Here is a 4,303-nt window from a genome sequence, read left to right on the forward strand (position 1 = left end):
GCCTTGATATATGCCCCGCCCGGGATGGCTGCCTTCACTACTAATGTTATTGGTGTGGTAAACGATGAGACTGTAGATGGCAACCAAAAAGTGGATGAACGAGGTACAACAAATAACACTCATATTATCAACCATGGCCAGCAGAATGTTCATGGCGGGGTATCTAATGGAAGTCTTATTGAATCTGGTGGATATCAAGATATAGGAAGTCATAACAATTTTGTGGGGCAGGCTAATAATACAACCATTAACGGTGGCAGACAGTCAATTCATGACGGGGGTATTTCCACAGGTACGACAATCGAGAGTGGCAATCAGGACGTTTATAAAGGGGGTATCAGCAATGGAACGACAATTAAGGGCGGTGCTTCACGCGTAGAGGGAGGGAGTGCGAATGGAATACTCATTGATGGTGGTAGCCAGATAGTAAAAGTTCAAGGGCATGCTGATGGTACAACGATAAATAAGTCTGGCTCTCAGGACGTAGTACAAGGAAGTCTGGCAACGAACACAACCATAAATGGTGGTCGACAGTATGTTGAACAGAGCACAGTAGAAACAACAACCATTAAAAATGGCGGTGAGCAAAGAGTATATGAGAGCCGTGCGCTGGACACGACGATTGAAGGCGGAACTCAGTCTCTGAATAGTAAGTCAACGGCAAAAAATACGCATATCTATTCTGGTGGCACGCAAATTGTTGATAACACCAGCACCTCGGATGTTATTGAAGTTTATTCTGGTGGCGTGCTTGATGTTAGTGGTGGTACGGCAACAAATGTTACCCAGCACGATGGTGCAATTTTAAAAACTAACACTAACGGTACGACGGTGAGCGGTACGAATAGTGAAGGTGCATTCTCCATCCACAATCACGTGGCAGACAATGTGTTGCTGGAAAACGGTGGTCATTTAGACATAAACGCATATGGTTCGGCAAACAAGACGATTATTAAAGATAAAGGAACAATGTCAGTTTTAACCAATGCTAAAGCTGATGCGACCCGAATAGATAATGGCGGGGTTATGGATGTTGCAGGAAACGCGACAAATACCATAATTAATGGTGGCACACAGAATATTAATAATTATGGCATAGCCACAGGCACCAATATCAACAGCGGAACGCAAAATATCAAAAGCGGCGGGAAAACTGACACAACAATTATATCCTCCGGGAGCCGGCAGGTTGTTGAGAAAGATGGTACGGCAATTGGCAGCAATATTAGCGCCGGAGGCTCGCTGATTGTCTATACCGGCGGTATTGCACATGGGGTTAACCAGGAGACGGGCAGTGCTTTAGTTGCCAACACGGGCGCAGGGACTGATATCGAAGGATACAACAAGCTCTCTCACTTCACTATTACCGGAGGGGAGGCTAATTATGTTGTGCTGGAAAATACCGGCGAACTGACGGTAGTGGCTAAAACCTCGGCGAAAAATACTACCATTGATACTGGCGGTAAGCTGATTGTCCAGAAGGAGGCTAAAACAGATAGCACCAGACTTAATAATGGCGGCGTTCTGGAGGTTCAGGACGGTGGTGAGGCTAAGCATGTTGAGCAACAATCCGGCGGCGCATTAATTGCTTCCACGACCTCCGGAACACTTATCGAAGGAACCAACAGTTATGGTGATGCTTTCTACATCAGGAATTCAGAAGCTAAAAATGTAGTGCTGGAAAACGCTGGCTCATTAACAGTCGTCACTGGTTCCCGCGCAGTTGACACGATTATTAATGCCAACGGCAAAATGGATGTTTATGGAAAAGATGTTGGCACTGTACTCAATAGTGCTGGCACCCAAACAATATATGCCAGTGCCACTTCTGATAAAGCAAATATCAAAGGTGGCAAGCAAACGGTATATGGTTTAGCCACTGAAGCAAATATCGAAAGTGGTGAACAAATTGTTGATGGTGGGTCAACAGAGAAAACACACATCAATGGTGGCACGCAAACCGTTCAGAATTATGGTAAGGCAATCAATACCGATATCGTCTCTGGCCTACAACAAATTATGGCAAACGGGACAGCGGAAGGTTCCATTATTAATGGGGGTTCACAGGTAGTTAATGAGGGCGGTCTGGCTGAAAACTCGGTGCTTAATGACGGCGGCACACTCGATGTGCGGGAGAAAGGCAGCGCAACGGGGATACAGCAGAGTAGCCAGGGCGCTTTGGTTGCAACCACCAGGGCGACGCGGGTCACAGGAACACGCGCGGATGGCGTCGCGTTCAGCATCGAGCAGGGTGCGGCGAACAATATCCTGCTGGCAAATGGCGGCGTGTTAACCGTGGAGTCAGACACCTCTTCTGACAAAACACAGGTCAATATGGGCGGACGGGAGATCGTCAAAACAAAAGCCACTGCGACAGGCACGACGCTCACCGGCGGCGAACAAATCGTCGAGGGTGTGGCGAATGAGACAACGATTAACGACGGCGGAATACAAACAGTTTCAGCTAACGGAGAGGCAATAAAAACAAAGATCAATGAAGGCGGTACGCTGACAGTCAACGATAATGGCAAAGCGACAGATATCGTCCAGAACAGCGGTGCCGCTCTCCAGACGAGCACGGCTAACGGTATTGAAATCAGCGGTACTCACCAGTACGGTACTTTTTCCATTTCCGGCAATTTAGCGACTAATATGTTGCTGGAAAATGGCGGTAATTTATTGGTATTAGCAGGTACCGAAGCTCGCGACTCCACGGTTGGCACGGGTGGGGCAATGCAAAACCTGGGTCAGGACTCCGCCACAAAGGTTAACTCTGGCGGGCAATATACCCTTGGGCGGTCAAAAGATGAGTTTCAGGCTCTGGCCCGGGCAGAAGATCTCCAGGTCGCTGGCGGTACGGCAATCGTCTACGCAGGTACGCTGGCGGATGCATCGGTCAGTGGCGCGACAGGAAGCCTGTCGTTAATGACGCCACGGGATAATGTGACGCCAGTTAAACTTGAAGGGGCGGTCCGGATTACCGATAGCGCGACATTGACTCTGGGAAATGGCGTCGATACCACGCTTGCCGACCTGACGGCTGCCAGCCGGGGCAGTGTCTGGCTTAACAGCAATAATTCCTGTGCAGGTACCAGCAACTGCGAATATAGAGTAAACAGTTTGCTACTCAACGACGGTGATGTTTATTTGTCAGCACAAACAGCAGCGCCTGCCACAACTAACGGTATCTACAATACGCTGACAACCAATGAACTTTCCGGTAGCGGTAATTTCTACCTGCATACCAACGTTGCAGGCTCCCGGGGCGATCAACTGGTCGTCAACAACAACGCCACTGGTAATTTTAAAATCTTTGTTCAGGATACCGGCGTCAGCCCACAGTCTGACGACGCGATGACGCTGGTGAAAACAGGGGGAGGGGATGCTTCGTTTACGCTGGGCAATACCGGCGGTTTCGTTGATCTTGGGACCTATGAGTATGTCCTGAAAAGTGACGGCAACAGCACCTGGAACCTGACCAATGATGTCAAACCCAACCCGGACCCCATCCCAAATCCAAAGCCAGACCCAAAACCCGATCCAAAGCCAGACCCAAATCCAAAACCAGACCCTACTCCCGATCCAACGCCGACACCCGTTCCGGAGAAACGCATTACGCCTTCTACGGCAGCCGTACTCAATATGGCAGCAACATTACCGTTGGTATTTGATGCTGAGCTAAACAGTATTCGCGAGCGGTTGAACATAATGAAAGCGAGTCCACACAACAATAATGTCTGGGGGGCGACGTATAACACCCGTAATAATGTCACCACCGATGCGGGTGCCGGGTTTGAGCAGACGCTGACCGGAATGACAGTGGGGATCGACAGCCGTAATGATATTCCTGAAGGAATTACCACGCTAGGCGCTTTTATGGGCTATTCCCATTCACATATCGGTTTTGATCGCGGAGGACATGGCAGTGTGGGCAGTTATTCTCTGGGCGGCTATGCCAGTTGGGAACATGAAAGTGGTTTCTATCTGGACGGTGTCGTGAAGCTGAACCGTTTTAAAAGTAACGTAGCAGGTAAAATGAGCAGCGGTGGAGCCGCCAATGGCAGTTACCACAGCAACGGGCTGGGCGGTCACATTGAAACCGGGATGCGATTTACCGATGGTAACTGGAACCTGACGCCGTATGCATCGTTAACGGGGTTCACCGCTGATAACCCCGAATATCATTTATCCAATGGCATGAAATCGAAATCAGTCGATACCCGCAGTATATATCGTGAACTGGGCGCACCGCGGAGTTACAACATGCGTCTGGGGAACGGGATGGACGTTGAGCCGTGGCTGA

1 protein-coding gene is annotated in these 4,303 nt (G+C 49.4%); it reads left to right on the forward strand.

Annotated features, from left to right (window positions below):
* Positions 1 to 4,303, forward strand: a 4,303-nt coding sequence (gene ypjA / locus RTW80_RS22650; protein ID WP_312720280.1) for an adhesin-like autotransporter YpjA/EhaD, incomplete at both ends; no start/stop codon positions are given.

This window comes from Escherichia sp. AM3, assembly GCF_032029835.1.
Lineage (GTDB): Bacteria > Pseudomonadota > Gammaproteobacteria > Enterobacterales > Enterobacteriaceae > Escherichia > Escherichia coli.